Below are 17,172 nucleotides of genomic sequence, written 5' to 3' on the forward strand. Positions count from 1 at the left end.
GTCCGGTCAGCGGCCGTCCGACGCGTCCGGGTTGCCGGCCAACCAGCTCCCGGTCATGGCGCTGACGGCCCGCCCGTCGACGTCGGCGAGCTTGAGCCCGACGAGGCGGGTCGCGAAACGAGAGGTCTGCGCACGCAGCGGCGGGTCGTCGTGGTCGGCACAGGCGAGCACGGCCGCTGCCGCGTCCTCTGCGGACTGGCCCCGTGCCGCGGCGGCCGCGGCCTGGTAGCGCCGCTGGAGGGCGGCCAGCTCGGTGTCCGCACCCGGGTCGAGCTGCACGGCGCGGGCGGTGAACCCCGAACTGACCGGGCCGGGCTCGACGATGCTCACCCGGATGCCGAACCGGGCGAGGACCGGGTGCATCGATTCGTACGCGCCCTCGAGGGCGAACTTGGCGGCGCAGTAGGCGTCGCGGAAGGGTTGCCCCACGGCCCCGCCGATGCTGGACACGGCGATGAGGTGACCGGAGCGCCGGCGGCGCATGAGCGGCAGGAACGACTTGGTGACACGCATAGCGCCCAGGAAGTTGACCTCCAGGCTGTCCTGGAAGTGGTCCAGGCCCAGCTGTGGCGTGCTGCCGAGGAACCCGCGGCCGGCGTTGTTCACCACGACGTCCACCCGCCCGTGGCGATCGGTCACGTAGGCGGCGAACGCGTCCACCGAGTCCTGGTCGGTGACGTCGAGCGGTCGCACGTCGATCGAGGCGTCCAGCGCGCGAACCGCAGCCCTCGCGGCGGTCGCGTCCCGCGAGGTCGCGACCACGATGTCGCCGGCCTTCGCGAAGGCGACGGCGGCCGCGAGACCCACACCTTGCGAGGCCCCGGTGACGCAGACGACGCGCGGGGTCACGTGGTGCGCGGTTTCGGCTCGCGGGGCAGGCCGAGCACCTGCTCGCCCAGCAGGTTGCGCACGACTTCGTCCGTACCTCCTGCGATGCGGTAACCCAGGGCGCCCATGAGCCACTTGTTCCAGTTGTAGGTGCCCCACGCGCCGGTGTCCGCGACGAAGGACGCGCCGAGCAGCTCGCGGGCCAGGTCGCCGATCGCCCGCAGGTTGTTGACCAGCAGCAGCTTGTCCATCGCGCGCTCGCTGCCCGTCAGGTCCTCGGCGGGGGTCTCCTGCATCCGCTGCTGCTGGAAGCGGGCGGCCCGGACACCGGTGTAGACCCTGGCCCACGCGTCGCGGACGAGCGGGTCGGCGTCGCGGTGCACCCGGCAGGCGAGCAGCCAGAGCAGTTCGGTCGCCCGCGCGACCAGTTCGTGGGAGCGGTCACCGGTGACGCGCCGTTCGTGGGCCAGGGTGTTCGTCGTGACCGACCAGCCGGTGCCGGGCTCGCCGATGCACAGCCGGTCGGGCACGAACACGGCGTCGAGGAACACCTCGCAGAAGCTCGCCCCACCCGTCATCTGGCGCAGCTTGCGCACCTCGACGCCGGGCGTGTCCATCGGCACGATCATCATGGTCAGACCGCGGTGCTTGGCGACGTCGGGGTCGGTGCGCACCAGCGCCAGGCCGATGTCGGCGAAGTTGCCGTTCGACGTCCATACCTTCTGCCCGTCGACGCGCCACCCGCCGTCGGTCCGGGTGGCGCGGGTGCGCACACCGGCGAGGTCGGACCCGGCCCCGGGCTCGGAGAAGAGCTGGCAGGCGATGGTGTCGCCCCGCATCAGCGGCACGGCGAACTCGGCGAGCTGGTCGTCGTTGCCGTGGTGGCGCAGGCAGGACTGGACGGTGCCGAGCCCGATGCGCAGCGGATTCATGTCGACGATGTCGAAGGCCGCCTCGAGCATCCGGTACAGGCTGTCGAAGGTGTCGGTCAGGCCGCGGCCGCCGTGCCGCACCGGCCCGGTGATCCAGCCGAACCCGGCTTCCCAGCGCCGGGCCTGCCAGGCGCGGGCCGCCTCGGCCTCGGCGAGCTCCGCCTCCCCGGAGGACTCGTGGAACAGGGCCAGCTGCTCCTCACCCACGCCCCACCGCACCGTCGCGTCGGTACGCCGGGTCGCGTGCCTGGCGAGGAACTGCAGGGCGTCCACAGCGAAAGCGCGCTCCTCCGAGGTGTGGGCCAGCTCGAGCAGGTCCCGGTCGTTCGTCGGCACCGCGCTCACCGGCCCATCGCCGCGAGCATCGCCGACCGGTGCGAGGCAGGCGACCCCAGCAGGGCGGCACCGGCGAGTGCCCGCTTGTAGTAGAGGTGGGCGGACGCCTCCCAGGTGAACCCGATGCCGCCGTGCACCTCGATGCTCTCGGTCGTCGCGTGCACGTAGGCCTCGCTCGCGAGACCCAGGGCCAGATGCGCCAGCGCCACCGTGTCGTCCCCGCCCGCGTCGACGGCCTCCGCCGCCGCCCGCGACGCCGAGGTGGCCGCCTCGACGGCCAGGAGCATGTCCGCGCACTTCTGCTTGACCGCCTGGAACGAGCCGATGACCCGGCCGAACTGCTCGCGCACCTTGGCGTAGTCGACGGCGAGCTCGAGCGCGCGGCGGGCCCCGCCCACCTGCTCGGCGGCCAGCGCGACCGCGCTGCGGACCAGGGCCCGCTCGAGGATCTCCGCGCCCCGGCCCGGCCGGCCGACGATCCGCGCCGGGACCGACGCGAACTGCACCGTGCCCTGCTTGCGCGTCTCGTCCAGCGTGGTGAGCGTGGAGCGTTCGACCCCGGGCTGGGTGGCCTCGACGACGAACAGGGTGGGACCGGCCTCGCACCGCGCGGCCACGACGAGCAGGTCGGCCACCATGGCGTCCGGGACGAAGTTCTTGCGGCCGGTCACGGTCCATCCGTCACCCGCGGGACCGGCCGAGGCGTCCCACACATCGTCGGCCTGCCAGCTCCCGCTGTCGCCCGTGGCGGCCACGGTCGCGACCCGGTTGCCGTCGCACAGACCGGGAAGCACGTCCTGGCAGAGCTCGGTGTCGTCCGAGGCCAGCAACACATTGGTGGCGAGCACGGCGGAGGAGAAGAACGGCGAGCAGAGCAGCGCGCGGCCCATCTCCTCCAGGACGACCTGCAGCTCGGTCGCACCGAACCCGCTCCCACCGAAGCCGGCGGGCACGGCAAGGCCCTGCAGTCCGAGGTCCTGCGCCATCCGGCGCCACACCGCAGGGTCGGAACCCGCGGCCGTGGCCATGGCGGCACGCACCTGCGCCTCGCTGGAGTACTTCGTCAGGAACGCGCGCACGCTGTCGCGCAGCGCCTCGCGTTCGTCACGGAAGGTGCTCGCTGCGCCCATGTCGCTCGCCCCCACAGTAGGCCTCCGTTCGCTGGAATCAGTATGCTATATCAACTATTTGACGGCCGGCTGGGCCGCGTCGGCAGGTGGATACTGGTGCCGGCCACGATCGGGAGGACACGATGACATCGGTGCTGCTCTGCAGCGAGCGGGACGGGGTGGCGACGCTCGTGCTGAACCGACCCGACAAGCGGAACGCGCTGGACATCGACGTGTTCCGCGCGCTGGACGACCGCCTCGACGACATCGCTGCCCGCGTCGACGAGGTCGGGGCCGTGGTGGTGCGCGGAGCGGGCAGTTGCTTCTCTGCCGGGGCCGACATCTCACGGCCGACCAAGGCGCCGCGGCACAACTTCCAGGCGTCGGTCATCGAGAAACTGGCCACGCTGCCGCAACCTACCGTCGCCGCGGTGCACGGCCACTGCGTCACCGGCGGCCTCGAACTCGCGCTGGCCGCCGACCTGATCGTGGCTTCCGAGTCCGCGCGGTTCGCCGACACGCACGCGTCCTTCGCGCTGGTGGCGGGATGGGGCATGACGCAGCGTCTGCCGCGGCGCGTCGGTCCCCACAAGGCGCGCGAGATGATGTTCACCGCGAGGCGGTACTCGGGCCGCGAGGCCGAGGCGATGGGCCTGGCGAGCGTGTGCGTTCCCGATGCGGAGCTCGATGCCGCCGTCGACGGCCTCACCGCGACGATCGTGGCCGGCTCGTGGTTCAGCCATCGCGAGCACAAGCGCGTTCTGGTCCGCACCGACGGCATGACCCTTGCCGAGGGGTTGGCCGACGAGGCCTACCGCGTCCCGACCCGGGTCGGACCGGACTTCCGCGCCCGCGCCGGCGGCCGCTTCGGCCTCAAGCGGGAGGGCACCCGATGAGCTACGAGACGATCGAGTTCGAGGTCGCGGACCACGTCGCGACGGTCACCCTCGACCGTCCCCAGCGCCTGAACGCGTTCAACCAGCAGATGTGCGAGGAGTTCGCCGACGTCTGGCGCCGCGTGCGGCGCGACGACGACGTGCACGTGTCGGTCGTCCGGGCGAACGGTGAGCGGGCCTTCTGCACCGGCGTGGACGTCGCCCGGGGCATCGACAAGCCGCCGAACCTCTGGATCTGGGACGACCCGGGTACCCATCTGGGGCCGAAGGCCAACGACTGCTGGAAACCGATGGTGCTCGCCGTCAACGGTATGTGCGCGGGCGGCGCCTTCTACTGGCTCAACGAGGCGGACGTCGTGATCTGCGACGAGTCGGCGACCTTCTTCGACCCGCACGTCAGCTACGGCATGACGTCGGCGCTCGAACCGATCGGGCTGGCCCGTCGCGTCCCGCTCGGTGAGGTGCTGCGGTGGGCGCTGGTCGGCCTGGACGAACGTATGTCGGCCCGGCGGGCGCTCGAGATCGGACTCGTCTCGGAGATCACGCCGGACGCGACGCTGCGGGAGCGTGCGGCCGAGCTCGCGGCGATCATCGCCGCCAAGCCGAGCGTCGCCACGCAGGGCACCGTGCGGGCGATCTGGCAGTCGCTGGACATGACGCGAACCGGCGCCCAGGCCACCGGACTCATGTACACCCAGCTGGGCAACCCGATCGGGCAGGCCCAGGTCGATCGCGCCACCTTCGAGCGGCCGGATTGGCGGTTGCGCTGACCCGCGGCGCGCCCACGGGTGTCGTCGTCGACGGCGCCGTCGACCTGCACTGCCACTTCGGCCCGGAGCCCCTGATCGAGCGTGCAGTCGGGACGCCGCACTCCGTCGACCCGCTCGAGGCGGCACGCGACGCGCTGGCGGCGGGTATGTCGGCCATCGTGCTCAAGGGTCACGAGTTCCCGACGGCGACGCTAGCGCGCACGGTCGGTCAGCTCGTCCCGGGCCTGCAGGTCGTCGGCGGCATCTGCTGCGACACGCACGTGGGCGGTCTCAACCCGGCGGCGGTCGAGGTCGCGTTGAACGCGGGCGCGCGCGTCGTGTGGCTGCCGACGATCTCGGCGGCCGACAACAACCCGTTCCTGCGTCGCGTCCGGGGCGCGGGCATCCGCACCGTCGACGCCGACGGCCGGCTGCGGCCCGAGGTGCTCGAGATCATGGCGCTCGTCTCCGACCACGACGCGGTCCTCGCCACCGGGCACATCTCCGCAGCGGAACAGTTCGCGGTCACGCGGGAGTTCGCGCACCGCGGGAAGGTCGTCGTCACCCACGCGATGCAGCGCGGGGTGGGGCCCGAGTTCACGACGCCCGACTGCGTCGCGCTCGCCGAGCTCGGCGCCGTCATCGAGTTCTCCGCGCACAGCTGCGTCGGCGTCCCCGCGGTGTTCGATGCGGTGGTCGGTGCACTCGGTGCGCTCGACCCGCGCCGCGTGGTGCTCTCGACCGACTACGGCTGGACGACCGACGCCCCGCGTCCGGCGCCCGGGCTGCGCGGGTACCTCGAGGCCCTGTGGGCCGAGGGGGTCGACGAGCGTCTGCTGACCGAGTTCGTCCGCGAGACGCCTGCGCGGCTGCTCGCCCGGGCGTGACGCCGGCGCGCGGTTGCTGCTAAACAGGACACTGTTATAACTAGGTGGCTGACGACAGACAGAGGTACCAGATGACGGCGTCCGGCGACGAGATCGCACAGCTCCGCGCCGTCGTCCAGGACTTTCTCCGCTCGAATCTGCCGATGTCCGCCGTGCGCACGGCCGGGGAGAAGGGCACCTTCGACACGCGGGCCTGGCGGTCGCTGTCCGACTCCCTCGGCCTGACCGGGATCGGGATCCCGGAGGAGCTCGGGGGTGCGGGTCACTCGTTCCGCGAACTCGGGGTGGTGCTCGAGGAGTTCGGAGCCGCGCTGGCCCCCGTGCCCTTGCTGTCCTCGGCGGTCGCCGCCGCGGCCGTGCTGGCCGGTGACGAGGGCGAGCCCAGGGCGGCGCTGCTGCCCGGGCTCGCGGGCGGACGCACGATCGCGGCGCCGTGGTTCGGCGCCGGGCTGGTCGTGACCGGGGAGGGGCTGGTGCACGGCCGGGCCGGTCACGTCCCCGACGGCGCACACGCCGACGTCTTCGTGCTGGCCGCCACCGACCCCGGCTCGCCGGACGACGAGATGCTGCTCGTTGTCGACGCCGACACCTCTGGCGTCAGCGTGCAGGCGCTGAACGCCCTCGACCCCACCCGGCCGATCGCCGCCGTCCGGTTCGACGGTGCGGCGTCGACCGTTCTCGGCCGGGGCGCGGCGCTGATGGAACGGGCCCGGACCGTGCAGCAGGCGGCGGTCGCGTGCGAGCAGGTGGGCGGCGCGGCCCGCTGCCTCGAGATGATCGTCGACTACGCCAAGACCCGCCACCAGTTCGGCGCGCCCATCGGTTCCTTCCAGGCCGTCAAGCACCGGTGCGCCGACATGCTGGTCGAGCTGGAGGCGGCCCGCTCGATCGCCTACCACCTTCGGGACTCGCTCGCGGACGGCGACGGCGAGCCGGGCTCCGCCGCCGCGGCCGCGGCGTGGTGCAGCGAGACGTACGTGCACATCGCCCAGGAGACGATCCAACTCCACGGCGGTATCGGCTTCACCTGGGAGCACGACGCGCACCTGCACGTCCGGCGCGCGCGCTCCGATCAGCTGCTCTACGGAACGCCGCGCGACCACCGGCGGACCCTCGCCGACCTGATGGGACTCTGACGATGACCTCGCCGCACACCGAGACCGCCGCCGTGGTTGCCGAGCCTGCCGCCGCCCCGGACACGCGCGACGGCGCGCCGGTCGACGCTTTCCGCGCGAGGCTCCGTGCGTTCCTCTCCGCCGAGCACCCGGGCCGCAGCCCGAAGGGCGACCGCGGGGCCCGGACCCGGTGGCAGCAGGACTGGGCCGCCACCCTGTTCGACCACGGCTTCGCCGGCCCGTCGTGGCCCCGCGAGTACGGGGGCTGCGACCTCGGTCTGGACGAGCAGATCGTGTACTACCAGGAGCTCGCCCGGGCACGGGTGCCCGGCCATCCCGGCAACGGTCCGAGCATCGCGGGCCCGACCATCCTGACCTTCGGCACCCCGGCCCAGCGCGAGCGCTTCCTGCAACCCATGCTGCGCGCCGACGAGGTCTGGGCCCAGGGATTCTCCGAACCCGAGGCCGGCTCCGACCTGCCGGCCCTGCGCACGACCGCCCGCCTCGACGGCGACGCCTATGTCGTGAACGGCCAGAAGGTCTGGAGCAGCAACGCCGACGTCGCGGACTGGCTGTTCGCACTCGTCCGGACGGGAACCCAGCAGTCGCGTTCCGCGGGCATCACCTACCTGCTCATCGACCTCACGACGTCCGGCATCACGGTCCGGCCGATCCGCGACCTGTCCGGCGGCTCGCACTTCTGCGAGATCTTCTTCGACGACGTCCGGGTGCCGGTCGACAACCGGATCGGCGAGCAGGACGGCGGATGGGGTGTGGCGCGGGCCAGTCTGGGCCACGAGCGCGCCACCCGGGCCCTGAGCCAGGCGGCGCTGTTCCGCCGCGCCTGGGACGAGCTGGTGACGTTGTTGCAGGACCGCGGAGCACTGGCCGACGAGACGGCCCGCGACCGGGTCGCGGCGTTCGAGATCCGGGTGCGCATCATGCAACTGACGGCACAGCGCACCATCGACCAGATCCGCCGGACCGGCGAGCCGGGCGCCGCGTCCTCGACGTCCCGCCTCTACCAGAGCCTGCTCGAACAGGGCCTGTACGAGCTCGCGATGGAGCTGCTCGGCCCCGACGCGGTGCTGCTCGACGCCGACTCCGGGGCGGTGCAGGGCGGCCGGTGGGTACGCAACTACCTGCGCAGCCGCGCGGCGACCATCGGAACCGGCACCGCCGAGATCCAGCGCAACACGATCGCCGAACGGGTACTCGGCCTGCCGCAGATCTTCACTCCGACGCGGTGAGCCCCGCCCCCGCGCTGTCGACGGTGACCATCGGGAACGGCCCCGTCGCGCTCGTCACGGACGAGTACCGGGTGCCCGACGCGCGAGGCGTGGTCCTGCTGTGGCACGGCGGCGGGCAGACCCGTCACTCGTGGAAGGCCACGGCCGAGCACGTCGCCCGGGCGGGTTGGACGGCGGTGTCCGTCGACACCCGTGGGCACGGCGACAGCACGTGGGCCCCCGACGGGGACTACTCGATGGACGTATTGGTGGGCGACGTCGTCGCCGCGGCGCAGCGGTACCCGTCGCCCGTCCTCATCGGGGCCTCGCTGGGTGGCCTGATGTCGTTGGTGGCGGTGGGGACGGGGCGGGTCGCGGCGCGTGGCCTCGTCCTCGTCGACGTCGCACCCCGCATCGAGCGGGACGGCACGCGACGCATCGGCGAGTTCATGCGGCGCCACGCCGAGACCGGATTCGCCGACCTCGACGAGGTGGCCGATGCCGTCGCGGCCTACAACCCGCATCGACCGCGGCCGACCAGCACCGACGGGTTGCGCAAGAACGTGCGCCGTCGCGACGACGGGCGCTGGTACTGGCACTGGGATCCCCGCATGATGCGTGCCGACGCCGACGAGCCGTCGCGTCAGGTGGACGTCGACATGCTGCGCTCGGCGGCGCGTCGGATCTCGGTGCCCACGCTGCTCGTACGGGGTCGCCAGTCGGACGTGCTCAGCGAGGAGGGGGTCCGGGACTTCCTGGAGCTGGTGCCGCACGCCGGCTTCGTCGATGTCGGCGGGACGGGACACATGGTCGCCGGCGACGACAACGACGCCTTCGGCGGGGCCATCACGGAGTTCCTGGCCCGCGTGTGACGTGTCAGCCCAACGGTGCGGGCTGCGCTCGGCTCGCGACCACCGGATCGGCGGCGACGTCGCTCATGTCCGGTGTCCGGCACGCGGTCACGTAGTCGGCGCGCAGGCGCGCGACGAGGTCGGCGACGGTGGGCAGGTCGTCGATCAGGTCGATGCCCTGGCCGGCGGACCACACGGTCTTCCAGGGGCGCGCGGTGTCGGGCAGGTGGCCGTACGAGCGCCCGCTCCCGGTCGGCGTCGGCAGGGCCTGCGGGTCGAGACCGGCGAGCCGCATGGACTCGACCATCCAGTTCGCGGGCACGCCCGCGATGTCCGCGGTGAACCGCAGGTCCGACGAGGTGCCCTCGAGGATGAGGCGCTTGTAGTCGGCCGAGGCCCGCGACTCCTCGGTCGCGATGAAACGGGTGCCCATGTAGGCGAGGTCCGCACCGAGGATCTCGGCGGCACGGATCGCCGCGCCGGTCGACACCGAGCCGGCCATCGTGATCGTGCCGTCGAACATGGCGCGGATCCTGGGAACGAGAACGAGATGGCCGATCGGTCCCGAGTGGCCACCGCCGCCGGCACCGATGCAGGTCAGGCCGTCGACCCCGGCGGCGATCGCCTTCTCGGCGAACCGCAGGGAGGTGACGTCATGCCAGATCTCGAGTCCGTGCTCGTGCACCCGGGCGGCCATGTCCGCCGGATCGCCGCCGGCGGTGATGATCACGCGTACGCCGCGACGGGCGCACAGGGCCAGTGTGCGCTCGATGACCTCAGCGGGGAGCTGCATGCGCAGGTTGACGCCTGTCGGGGCGACCCGTCGGCGCGGCTCGGCCTCCTGCAGCTCGGTGAGGGCGTCGTCGATCTCGGTCAGCCACTGCTCGAAGGTGTTCTCGTCGCCGGCGTTGCTGAACGGCAGCACGCCCAGAACGCCCGCGGCGCAGGCCGCATGGACGAGTTCCGGCCCCGTGACCGTGTACATCGGCGCGCAGACGGCCGGCAGCGTGAGCCGATCGCGGATCGTCGCACTGAGGGTCATGGCAGTCAGCCTTCACGCCGGAGACAAAAGCACAATCAGTTTACTCATTGGCCGCACGGGTGCGACGACGGAGCCCCGCGTCGCCGGGTGCACGGGAGATCCGCAGGCCGACCCATAAGCTGACCGGGGGGAGGTGTCGTCGAGTGCCAGGAGATCGCATGTCGCCAGCCCGGTCCGATTCCGCGTCGGGCTCGCACCCCGACTCGGCCGCCGAGGCGCTGCGACCGCATCGGGTGCCGAAGCTCGCGGAGATCATCGCCGCCGAGCTGCGGGCGCGCATCCTCGGCGGTGAGCTGTCTCCCGGCGAGTCCCTGCTGGGTGAGTCGACCCTCATGGAGCAGTACGCGGTCTCGCGCCCGACGCTGCGCGAGGCGTTGCGCCTGCTCGAGGCGCAGAACCTGATCGTGGTGCGCCGTGGATCCCACAAGGGACCGGTGGTCGTCCACCCCGAGGTGGACGTCGTGGCGCGGGCCGTCGCGATCCAGCTGATCCTGCGCGAGGCCACGCTCGCCGACGTGGTCCAGTTCCGCACGATCTACGAGCCGACGGCGGCGCGGATGGCGGCGCAGGCAGCGTCCGCGGATGCCGTGGCCGTGCTGCGCGAGGTGCTCTCGGAGGAGGAGCGCGTCCTCGACGACCACAACGCGTTCGCCCGGGTGTCCTGGCGGTTCCACTCCGTCCTGATCGGGATGGCCGGCAACGCCACGATGGACATCATCACCGAGAGCCTGCAGTACATCAGCGCGAAGGACGCGGCGATGGCGATGTCCTCCGCACCGGACCGCGCGTCGTGGTCGCGCAAGAGCCTCAAGGCGCACCGCCGGCTGGTCGACCTCATCGAGGCGGGTGACGCCGAACAGGCCGAGCGGTTCTGGGCCGAGCACATGCGTGTGGTCGCCGAGATGCAGAGCCCCTGGTCGCACGACCGCCGCATCACCGAACTGCTCGACTGAGCGCCAGCGTCCTCAGTGCCAGGGGTCGACGACGATCCGGCCCGTCGTCGCACCGTTGCCGACGTCCTGCAGCCGTGTCGCCGCCCGGGCCATGGGCACGACGTCGCCGACGAGCGGCCGCACGACGCCGGCGGCACACATCTCGCCGATCCGCTCCAGCGCCGCGCGCACGTGGTCGGGCTCGCGCTGCACGTGCAGCCCGACGTTGACCCCCACGATCGACCAGCTCCCGAGCAGCGGGCGGTTGAGCCGCGCTGTCGCGATGGCGCCCGCGGCGAACCCCACCACCAGGTACCGCGCCCCGAACGCCAGGTAGCGCTGCGCGTCGACGTACGTGTCCCCACCGACCGGGTCGAAGACGACGTCCGCACCGCGACCGCCGGTCTCGACCAGCACCCGTTCGGAGACCGTCCCGCGCGTCGAGTCGATCACGAGGTGGGCACCGAGCCCTCGTGCGACCTGCACCTTGTGCGCGCCGCGGACGACGCCGATGACGCGCGCTCCAGCCGCTAGCCCGAGTTGCACGGCCGCGCTGCCGACACCGCCGGCCGCTGCGGTCACGACGAGGGTCTCGCGCGCGGCCAGGTGACCTCGTTCGTGCAACCCGAACCAGGCCGTCGTGTAGGCGGAGGTGAGGGCGGCCGCCTGCGCGTCGTTCAGGGCGGCGGGCACGGGGAAGGCGCTGTCCCGGTCGACGACCGCGAACTGGGCCAGCGCGCCGACACCGCCCGGCAGCACCGCCGCGACCCGGGTGCCGAGCCCGACACCGGTTGCCGCCCGCCCGGACGTGTCGCCACCCACGACGATCCCCGCCACCTCCGCCCCCGGGGTGAACGGCACCTGCTGGGGCACCTGGTAGGCGCCGCGGCACAGCAGTACGTCCGGGAACCCCAGCGCCGCACCGGCCACCTTCACCAGGAGCTGGCCCGGGCCGGGCTCGGGGACGTCGACGGTCCGCAACGCCAGCACGTTCGCCGGCTCGCCGACCGCGTCGGCGTACCACCGGAGCATGCCGGTCACCGCCGCGCCACCGCCGACCGCCCGTTGACCGAACACGTCATGAGCTCCTCCGTCCGCTGCGGGCCGGCGCACCACCGCGCCGCGGTCGGGACGCGCGCCGAGAGCCCGTTGCTTGCGCTGTGTGCGATCACTAGGTTAGACAAGTTAGGGAAATCGTCGCCGGCTCCCCGCGGAAAGGCACTCGCACATGCTCCGTATCTCCGTCGACCAGGCCAAGTGCACCGGCCACGCCCGGTGCAACGCCACCGCGCCGGACGTCTACCCGATCGACGACGACGGCTACACGGCGCTGAACGGCGTCGTCGACGTCCCTGACGACCGGGCCGACGCGGCGCGGCACGGCGCAGCGGCCTGCCCGGAGCGGGCCATCACCGTGCTCGACGCCTGAGCGCCCCGGCGCAAGTCCCGAGCAGGTGGGTCCGGGCGACGCGACCCCGGGTGAGGAGGTAGCTGTGACGCAGTCCGAGCAGGGCGCCACCTGTCCTGTCGTGCGCTTCGAGTTCTCGCCGGTGGCGACGCCGGGTGAGTCCTTCTTCGCGCAGCTCGACGAGCTGCGCCGTGAGCACCGGGTGTTCCGCTCCGACGAGGCCCAGGGCTACTGGGTCCTGGCCCGCAACGACCTGATCGTCGAGGCGTTGCAGCATCCGGAGACGTTCTCGAGCGTGGCCACCGTGCCCACCATGCCGGATCCGCCGTTCCGGTGGATTCCGATCATGCTCGACCCGCCCGGGCACACGAAATGGCGCCGGCTGCTCGGCGGCTGGTTCTCGCCCGGCCGCACCGCGAAGCTCGAGACCCCGGTCCGCGAGATGTGCACGACGCTCGTCGACGGCCTCGTCGACGGCGGCCGGTGCGAATTCGTCGCCGACTTCGCGGCCAGGTTCCCCACCACGATCTTCCTGCAGATCATCGGCCTGCCGGTCAGCGAGCTGTCCCGGTTCATGGCGTGGGAGGACAAGATCCTGCACTTCGACAGCGAGACCGACCCCGACTACTCGCAGATGATGACGGCCATGAACGAGGTGACGGCCATGTTCTCGTCGCTCATCGCCGAACGGCGTGCGGACCCGTCGCGTCGGGCCGACGACATCATCAGTGCGTCGCTCGACTGGCAGATCGACGGCCGACCGGTCAGCGACGACGACGTGCTCTCGTGCCTGCTGCTGCTCTTCATGGCCGGCCTCGACACGGTCGCGTCGCAGCTCTCGTTCATGCTGCACCACCTGGCCACCCACGATCGTGACCGCCGGGCCCTGGTCGAGGATCCGAACCGCATCCCCGGCGCGGTCGAGGAGATGCTCCGCGCCCACGCCATCGTGCGGGTCGGGCGCAAGGTGGCGCGGGACGTCGACTTCCACGGCTGCCCGATGAAGGCCGGCGACATGGTGAGCATGCCGTTGGCGTTCGCGAGTCGTGACGAGGACGTGTTCCAGGACGCAACCACCGTCGACATCGACCGACCGTCGTTCGCGAACCTCGCGTTCGGTGCGGGCCCGCACCGCTGCCTCGGGTCGCACCTGGCCCGCCGGGAGCTCGTCGTGGCCCTCGAGGAATGGCATCGCCGCATCCCGGAGTACCAGGTGACGCCGGGCGCCCAGGTGCTCGAGCACGCAGGCAACGGCGTGTACGGCGTCGACTCCCTGCCGCTCAGCTGGTGATGACCCGGCGTCCGGACCCCGCCGCCCGAGACGGCAACCGTCCCGTGCCCGCCGGGCTGGACATCACCGAATTCCGGGTCGACGTCCCCGAGTCCGAGCTCGAGCAACTCCGGCGCCGGCTTGCCGAGACCCGGTGGCCCGACGAACTGGCCGACGTCGGCTGGGACTACGGCGTTCCCGTGACCTACCTGCAGGAGCTCGCGGAGTACTGGCGCACGCACTACGACTGGCGCGCCGCCGAGGCCGCGTTCAACGCCCTGCCGCAGTTCCGCACCGAGCTCGACGGAGCCGACGTCTACTTCGTCCACCTGCGCTCACCGCACCCGGGTGCGTTGCCGCTGATCCTGACGCACGGGTGGCCCGGATCGGTGCTGGAGTTCACCGGCATCGCTGCGGAGCTGGCCGACCCGACCCTCGTCGGCGGCGACCCCGGCGACGCGTTCCACGTGGTCGTACCGTCCCTGCCGGGCTACGGCTTCTCCGGGCCCACCCGTGATCGCGGGTGGACCCCGCCGCGCGTCGCCGACGCGTGGCACGCGCTGATGCGCGGACTCGGGTACGCCTCCTTCGTCGCGTACGGCGGCGACTGGGGGTCCCGGGTCACCCGGAGTCTCGCCCTGCGACACCCGGACGACGTCCTGGGCATCTGCGTGACCGAGCCCGCCGGGGGCGTGGCACGTGGCGCCCCGGACGCGGCGCCGCCGGACGGCGAGCGCTGGCGCGCGTCCGCGCAGCGGGCGCAACACTTCGACCGCGAGGAGTCCGCCTACGGCGCGCTGCAGGGCACCAAGCCGCAGACCCTGTCCTACGCGCTCACCGACTCACCGTTGGGTCAGCTGGCCTGGATCGTGGAGAAGTTCCACGGTTGGACGGCCGCGAGGCGGAGCCCGGACGAGGCCGTGCCGCGCGACCTGCTGCTGACCAACGTCATGCTGTACTGGCTCACCGGAACGGCCGGCTCGTCGGCCCGGCTCTACTACGAGACCATGCACAGCCCGGACGGATGGGCACAACGCGGGTACTGCACCGTGCCCACCGCCGTCGCCGTCTTCGGCGAGGACACGTCGTTGCCCGTGCGCAGTCGTGCCGAGCGCTACAGCAACATCGTGCGCTGGACCGAGTTCGCACGCGGCGGCCACTTCCCCGGACTCGAGCAGCCGGGGGTGCTCGGCGACGAGCTGCGCGCGGCGTTCTCGTCGCTGCGCTGACGCACCGCCTGCCGGCAACCCTGAGGAGCACCCACGACATGCCGACCTACGAGCCGTTCGTTCCTGCCGACGACTTCCTGCACGATCACGACACCCACCCCTGGTGGGCCGAGACGTGGTGGTTCTGCTTCTTCGTCCCCGAGCAGGGCATCGGTGGCTGGCTCTACGCCCTCGTCCGTCCGAACCAGAGAGCCTCGGCCGGCGGCGCCTGGGTATGGGACCGATCGGGCTCCCAGCCGCGTACGTCGCCGTACTTCGCGCACTACACGGCACTTCCCACCCGTCCCGAACGCCTGCACGCGTCCCCGCTGGACTTCCCGAGCCCCCTGACAATCACCACCACGGTGCCCGGGCAGCAGTACGGCCTGGTCTACGACGACGCGGACGCCGGGTTCACCCTCGACCTCGACTTCGCCGCGACCATGCCCGCCATCGGGCACAAGCAGCACGAGCCGCCGTTCTTCTCCAGCGCCCACTACGACCAGGCAGGCAGGGTCACCGGGACCGTGACGCTGGCCGGCGAGGAACACGTCGTCGACTGCTTCGCCCTGCGCGACCGGTCGTGGGGGCTGCGATCGGAGCGGTTCCCCCCGCGGTTCAGCTACTGCTGGCTCGCGACCCAGGACGAGGCGTTCCTCGTCTACTCCGAACGCGTCGCCGGCGTCGCCCCGATCACGCGGGGCTTCCTGTACCGCGACGGCGAGTGTCGTCCGGTCACGTCCGGGCGACGGACCGAGGAACGCGATCCGGTCGAGCACTGGGTGACCACCGTCCACATCGAGGCCGTCGACGAGGACGGGCGCACGATCGACGAGACCGCGCGCGCCCGGAGTCGACTGGTTCATCCCCGTCCGACCTCGGCCAACACGATCAGCCTGCTCGAGTTCGACCGAGCCGGTGGTCCGGCCTGGGGAGAGGACCAGGACGTGTGGACGCACACGGACTGGCGCTCGACCTTCCTGCGGCCCGACGGCGCCGCGCAGTGACGGCGCATGCCCCGCGAGCACGCTCCGACAGCGACGTCGAGACGTGGCTGGCCCAGGCGCTCGGGCCGGCCGAGCGCACCGTGACCGGCCTGCGACCGGGCAACAGCCGGCGGGTGTGGATCGTGTCGAGCTCCGACAGCGACGAGCGGCTGTTGGTACGCGCCGAGAACGGCGAGGACCTGACTCCGGTGCACAGCCTCGCGCGGGAGGCCCAGGTCTACGCGGCGCTGGACGGCATGGGCGTGCACGCGCCGCGGCTGCGGGCGGTGTCCGCGGACGGGTCGATGATGGCGACTGACGCGTTGCCGGGCCGCGCCGACCTCACGGGGTTGGACGCCGACACCACGGACCGGATCCTGCGGGACTTCCTCGGCCGCCTGGGCGAACTGCACGCGGCGGGCCTGCCGCCCCGTGATGCCGCAGGCGCGCTCTTCGGCCGTCCGGTACCGGCCACCACCTCGGACTGCATCCTCGACGAACTCGACATCTGGGAAGGCGTCATGCGGTCCGCGTCGCAGGCGCCCGACCCGTTGCTCGAGTTCGGTCACCGTTGGTTGCGCGAGTCGGTGCCGATGGTGGCCAAGGCCCCGGTCCTCGTGCACGGCGACGCCGGCACCGGGAACTTCCTGCACCACGACGGCGCGGTGACCGGCCTGATCGACTGGGAGCTCGCGCACCCCGGGGACCCGGTCGAGGACCTGGCCTGGACGGTCATGCGGGCCGGTCTCGATGGCATACCCGGCGTCCGCGAACTCGCACGATCGGCAGGCGGGCAGCCGGCCGACGCAGTCGCGGCGCGCATCGACTACCACCTGGCCCTGGTGCTGTGGAAGGTCATGGTCATCCGCCTGCACCGCGTCGGCGACCCCACGGCGAACATCGGTCGCAACGTGTTCTACCGGCTGCGGCACAGGCGGATGTTCATCGACGTCATGGCCGTCAACCTCGGTCAGTCGTGCCCCGACCCCGAGCCCCCGCCGCCGGCTGCGACGGAGCGCAGTTGGCTCTACGACGGTGCGGTCGACCGTCTCAAGCAGACGGTCATCCCCGCCGTCGACGACCCGGCCGGCCGCAGCAGCGCGGCGGGCATCATCCGCGTACTGCGCTACCTCAGGACCTGGGACCAGGCCGGTAGCTGGATCGAGGGTGATCTCGGTCCCGCCGCCTCGGCCGAGCTGGCCGGCTCCCTCGCGCAGGGCCGGATCGGGTGTGCCGAGGTCTTCCCGCGGCTGGCGGCCCGCGAGCTCCGCGAGTTCGCGCTGTGCGGGGACCCTGTCCGAGGCGGACCCTCCTGACCGACCCGACCTCGCGGGCCCCCCGGACGATCGGCACCATAGCGTGCTCCCGCAGGTGCCGGACGCCTACCCTGGCCC

At 72.2% G+C, this 17,172-nt stretch carries 17 protein-coding genes; 12 read left to right on the plus strand and 5 right to left on the minus strand.

All coding sequences use genetic code 11. The annotated features are described in order from the left end of the window. Positions 1 to 6: 6 nt before the first annotated feature. From ACFFCA_RS05560 to ACFFCA_RS05570, 3 genes are read right to left on the minus strand one after another with little or no spacing between them, the layout of a single operon-like run. Positions 7 to 849 carry an SDR family NAD(P)-dependent oxidoreductase gene (locus ACFFCA_RS05560; protein ID WP_375482625.1) on the minus strand — a complete coding sequence of 281 codons (843 nt, stop codon included), beginning with the start codon at positions 847 to 849 and terminating at the stop codon, positions 7 to 9. Next, a complete protein-coding gene (locus ACFFCA_RS05565) occupies positions 846 to 2,105 on the minus strand; it encodes an acyl-CoA dehydrogenase family protein (RefSeq protein WP_375482627.1) in 1,260 nt (419 codons plus the stop codon). Before ACFFCA_RS05565 ends, ACFFCA_RS05560 begins: the two co-directional genes overlap by 4 nt. Next, complete coding sequence (locus ACFFCA_RS05570; protein WP_375482629.1) at positions 2,102 to 3,226, minus strand: acyl-CoA dehydrogenase family protein; 1,125 nt, start codon at positions 3,224 to 3,226, stop codon at positions 2,102 to 2,104. Before ACFFCA_RS05570 ends, ACFFCA_RS05565 begins: the two co-directional genes overlap by 4 nt. Before the next feature lie 122 nt (positions 3,227 to 3,348). Here ACFFCA_RS05570 and ACFFCA_RS05575 point away from each other — a divergent pair, with 122 nt between their 5' ends. From ACFFCA_RS05575 to ACFFCA_RS05600, 6 genes are read left to right on the plus strand one after another with little or no spacing between them, the layout of a single operon-like run. Beyond that, complete coding sequence (locus ACFFCA_RS05575) at positions 3,349 to 4,101, plus strand: enoyl-CoA hydratase/isomerase family protein (RefSeq protein ID WP_375482631.1); 753 nt, start codon at positions 3,349 to 3,351, stop codon at positions 4,099 to 4,101. Beyond that, the gene (locus tag ACFFCA_RS05580) at positions 4,098 to 4,871 is read left to right on the plus strand and encodes an enoyl-CoA hydratase/isomerase family protein (RefSeq protein WP_375482633.1); all 774 of its coding nucleotides are present in this window, start codon (positions 4,098 to 4,100) and stop codon (positions 4,869 to 4,871) included. The genes ACFFCA_RS05575 and ACFFCA_RS05580 overlap by 4 nt, the downstream gene beginning before the upstream one ends. Further along, entirely contained in the window at positions 4,856 to 5,737 is an 882-nt protein-coding gene (locus ACFFCA_RS05585) for a DUF6282 family protein (RefSeq protein WP_375482635.1), read from the plus strand. The genes ACFFCA_RS05580 and ACFFCA_RS05585 overlap by 16 nt, the downstream gene beginning before the upstream one ends. Before the next feature lie 44 nt (positions 5,738 to 5,781). After that, positions 5,782 to 6,873 (plus strand): acyl-CoA dehydrogenase family protein, encoded by a 1,092-nt coding sequence (locus ACFFCA_RS05590; RefSeq protein ID WP_375482637.1) that lies wholly within the window; start codon positions 5,782 to 5,784, stop codon positions 6,871 to 6,873. Between the two features lie 2 nt (positions 6,874 to 6,875). Beyond that, the gene (locus tag ACFFCA_RS05595; protein WP_375482639.1) at positions 6,876 to 8,102 is read left to right on the plus strand and encodes an acyl-CoA dehydrogenase family protein; all 1,227 of its coding nucleotides are present in this window, start codon (positions 6,876 to 6,878) and stop codon (positions 8,100 to 8,102) included. After that, positions 8,099 to 8,953 (plus strand): alpha/beta fold hydrolase, encoded by an 855-nt coding sequence (locus ACFFCA_RS05600; RefSeq protein ID WP_375482641.1) that lies wholly within the window; start codon positions 8,099 to 8,101, stop codon positions 8,951 to 8,953. The genes ACFFCA_RS05595 and ACFFCA_RS05600 overlap by 4 nt, the downstream gene beginning before the upstream one ends. A 4-nt stretch (positions 8,954 to 8,957) precedes the next feature. Here ACFFCA_RS05600 and ACFFCA_RS05605 read toward each other — a convergent pair whose 3' ends face one another. Next, positions 8,958 to 9,974 (minus strand): NAD(P)H-dependent flavin oxidoreductase, encoded by a 1,017-nt coding sequence (locus tag ACFFCA_RS05605; RefSeq protein WP_375482643.1) that lies wholly within the window; start codon positions 9,972 to 9,974, stop codon positions 8,958 to 8,960. A gap of 158 nt (positions 9,975 to 10,132) precedes the next feature. Between ACFFCA_RS05605 and ACFFCA_RS05610 the strand changes: the two genes are divergently transcribed. Beyond that, positions 10,133 to 10,927, plus strand: coding sequence for a FadR/GntR family transcriptional regulator (locus ACFFCA_RS05610; protein ID WP_375482645.1), 795 nt, complete (start codon positions 10,133 to 10,135; stop codon positions 10,925 to 10,927). Positions 10,928 to 10,939: 12 nt separating this feature from the next. Here the strand turns inward: ACFFCA_RS05610 and ACFFCA_RS05615 are convergent, their stop codons facing one another. Continuing rightward, positions 10,940 to 11,983, minus strand: coding sequence for an NADPH:quinone oxidoreductase family protein (locus tag ACFFCA_RS05615; protein WP_375482647.1), 1,044 nt, complete (start codon positions 11,981 to 11,983; stop codon positions 10,940 to 10,942). 151 nt (positions 11,984 to 12,134) lie between these two features. Between ACFFCA_RS05615 and ACFFCA_RS05620 the strand changes: the two genes are divergently transcribed. The 5 genes from ACFFCA_RS05620 to ACFFCA_RS05640 all read left to right on the plus strand — a co-directional run bounded on the left by ACFFCA_RS05620 (position 12,135) and on the right by ACFFCA_RS05640 (position 17,094). Next, on the plus strand, positions 12,135 to 12,335 hold the full coding sequence (locus tag ACFFCA_RS05620; protein ID WP_375482649.1) for a ferredoxin: 201 nt from the start codon (positions 12,135 to 12,137) through the stop codon (positions 12,333 to 12,335). A gap of 64 nt (positions 12,336 to 12,399) precedes the next feature. Beyond that, entirely contained in the window at positions 12,400 to 13,605 is a 1,206-nt protein-coding gene (locus tag ACFFCA_RS05625) for a cytochrome P450 (protein WP_375482651.1), read from the plus strand. Further along, entirely contained in the window at positions 13,605 to 14,813 is a 1,209-nt protein-coding gene (locus ACFFCA_RS05630; RefSeq protein WP_375482653.1) for an epoxide hydrolase family protein, read from the plus strand. Before ACFFCA_RS05625 ends, ACFFCA_RS05630 begins: the two co-directional genes overlap by 1 nt. Before the next feature lie 38 nt (positions 14,814 to 14,851). After that, positions 14,852 to 15,799, plus strand: coding sequence for a hypothetical protein (locus tag ACFFCA_RS05635; protein WP_375482655.1), 948 nt, complete (start codon positions 14,852 to 14,854; stop codon positions 15,797 to 15,799). Continuing rightward, the gene (locus ACFFCA_RS05640; protein WP_375482657.1) at positions 15,796 to 17,094 is read left to right on the plus strand and encodes a phosphotransferase family protein; all 1,299 of its coding nucleotides are present in this window, start codon (positions 15,796 to 15,798) and stop codon (positions 17,092 to 17,094) included. Before ACFFCA_RS05635 ends, ACFFCA_RS05640 begins: the two co-directional genes overlap by 4 nt. Positions 17,095 to 17,172 lie beyond the last annotated feature (78 nt).

Origin of the sequence: uncultured Jatrophihabitans sp. (assembly GCF_964252635.1) — a bacterium.
Classification (GTDB): domain Bacteria; phylum Actinomycetota; class Actinomycetes; order Mycobacteriales; family Jatrophihabitantaceae; genus Jatrophihabitans.

Coding starts and splice junctions, on each gene's coding strand:
- ACFFCA_RS05620 (WP_375482649.1), top strand. CDS start 12,135: ATGCTCCGTATCTCCGTCGACCAGGCCAAGTGCACCGGCCACGCCCGG.
- ACFFCA_RS05595 (WP_375482639.1), top strand. CDS start 6,876: ATGACCTCGCCGCACACCGAGACCGCCGCCGTGGTTGCCGAGCCTGCC.
- ACFFCA_RS05610 (WP_375482645.1), top strand. CDS start 10,133: ATGTCGCCAGCCCGGTCCGATTCCGCGTCGGGCTCGCACCCCGACTCG.
- ACFFCA_RS05575 (WP_375482631.1), top strand. CDS start 3,349: ATGACATCGGTGCTGCTCTGCAGCGAGCGGGACGGGGTGGCGACGCTC.
- ACFFCA_RS05635 (WP_375482655.1), top strand. CDS start 14,852: ATGCCGACCTACGAGCCGTTCGTTCCTGCCGACGACTTCCTGCACGAT.
- ACFFCA_RS05630 (WP_375482653.1), top strand. CDS start 13,605: ATGACCCGGCGTCCGGACCCCGCCGCCCGAGACGGCAACCGTCCCGTG.
- ACFFCA_RS05570 (WP_375482629.1), bottom strand. CDS start 3,226: ATGGGCGCAGCGAGCACCTTCCGTGACGAACGCGAGGCGCTGCGCGAC.
- ACFFCA_RS05605 (WP_375482643.1), bottom strand. CDS start 9,974: ATGACCCTCAGTGCGACGATCCGCGATCGGCTCACGCTGCCGGCCGTC.
- ACFFCA_RS05580 (WP_375482633.1), top strand. CDS start 4,098: ATGAGCTACGAGACGATCGAGTTCGAGGTCGCGGACCACGTCGCGACG.